The organism is Prevotella sp. S7-1-8, from assembly GCF_000758925.1.
In the GTDB taxonomy this organism is placed as follows: Bacteria; Bacteroidota; Bacteroidia; order Bacteroidales; family Bacteroidaceae; genus Prevotella.
In genome coordinates, this window is sequence record NZ_JRNC01000142.1 from 1 (window position 1) to 1,376 (window position 1,376).

The window sequence follows — 1,376 nt, forward strand, 5'->3', positions numbered from 1 at the left end:
GTCGCGCGCCTTGTTTCCGGCACGCCAAAGATAATATATCTTTTACTTTTCCGCAACGGTAAGTTACTTTTTCTTCCATAAATTCTTTCCAGGCTGTTCTCCCGCGTAGACCTCCATGGGTTTCTTCATGCCAATGCTCATGTGCGGCCTTCGCCAGTTGTAGAAGTCAATAGTCCTTGCGATTTCTTCATTGGCTTGCTCATAGCATGAATACATTTCCTGAAGATAAATCTTCTCCGTCTTGAGTATCCCATTCTGTCTTTCTGCTATTGCGTTATCCGTGGGGTTGTAGGTTTCCGTCATGCTAATGCGTATATGGTGTTCCGCGAGGATGCCGACGTACTGGTAACAGGCGTACTGAGAACCGCGGTCGGAGTGATGTATTGTGCCACAGAGGTTGCCTCCACCGGCTACACGGATCGCCATTTGCAAGGCTTTGACCGTATTCTCCGCTTCCATACTCTCTGACAGATGCCAGCCTATGATGGCATGCGAATATAGGTCTGAGACAAGGTGCAGATAGAGCACGTCGCCACTGATCCAAATATAGGTAATATCCGATACCCATACTTGATTAACATGCTGTACATCAAGGCCTTTTACAAGGTTTGGGTACTTTCTGTACAGATGGTTGGAGTCGGTCGTGCGCCGACGTTTAAGTTTGGGGAGCACGAACCCTTCGTCCGAAAGGAAGCGGAGAAATGAATCACGCCCACCCGTGACCTCCACACCCAGTTCCTCTTTCAGGATAAGATGGAGCTTCACGCCACCAAGACGAGGCCAAAGCCAGCGGTAGTATTCTACTGAAACGGTGAGCAGCTTGCGACGTTGACGCTCCGAAATAACATGGTTGTGGCTTGCATAATACCATTGGCGCTTCTTGCCAAACAGTCCGCAGAGAGTCTCCACGCTTACATGGGGATACTCCTTGCGCAGCGCATCTACTGTTTGGCACCACCTTTTTTTAATATCGAGATTCCTTCTTCTGCTTCCGCAATCTCAATCATCTTCTCGAAGGCGCGACTGCGGAGCTTCTCCAAATCAAGCGCATGCTCTAAGTCGCAGATGCGCTTTTGAAGTATCTCATCGTGGCTTAGTTTTGTATCCGGATGTTCCATACGGTAGGAGGAAATGATGTCTGAGGACAAAGATAAAGATTTTGAGTCAACTGGCCAACGCTTGGTCCACTGGGATATACTAATTGGATCCACATTCCATTTGCGCCCCAGAGAACCAAGGGTGTCACCATGAGAATAATAATCGGTGAGAACTTGAAGCTTGAACACTTCTGAATAAACTCGGGCTTTCTTACGTTTTGTCATATTTTCTTATTTTATAAATTAATTAAAATATGACAAGCTAATTCCGTTCAAGAC

2 protein-coding genes are annotated in these 1,376 nt (G+C 46.9%); both read right to left on the reverse strand.

Going from position 1 to position 1,376, the window contains the following annotated elements:
* Nucleotides 1–63 precede the first annotated feature (63 nt).
* Complete coding sequence (locus tag HMPREF1640_RS12375; protein WP_036895403.1) at nt 64–909, reverse strand: IS3 family transposase; 846 nt, start codon at nt 907–909, stop codon at nt 64–66.
* Nucleotides 910–941: 32 nt separating this feature from the next.
* A complete protein-coding gene (locus tag HMPREF1640_RS13845) occupies nt 942–1,322 on the reverse strand; it encodes a hypothetical protein (protein ID WP_036895406.1) in 381 nt (126 codons plus the stop codon).
* Nucleotides 1,323–1,376 lie beyond the last annotated feature (54 nt).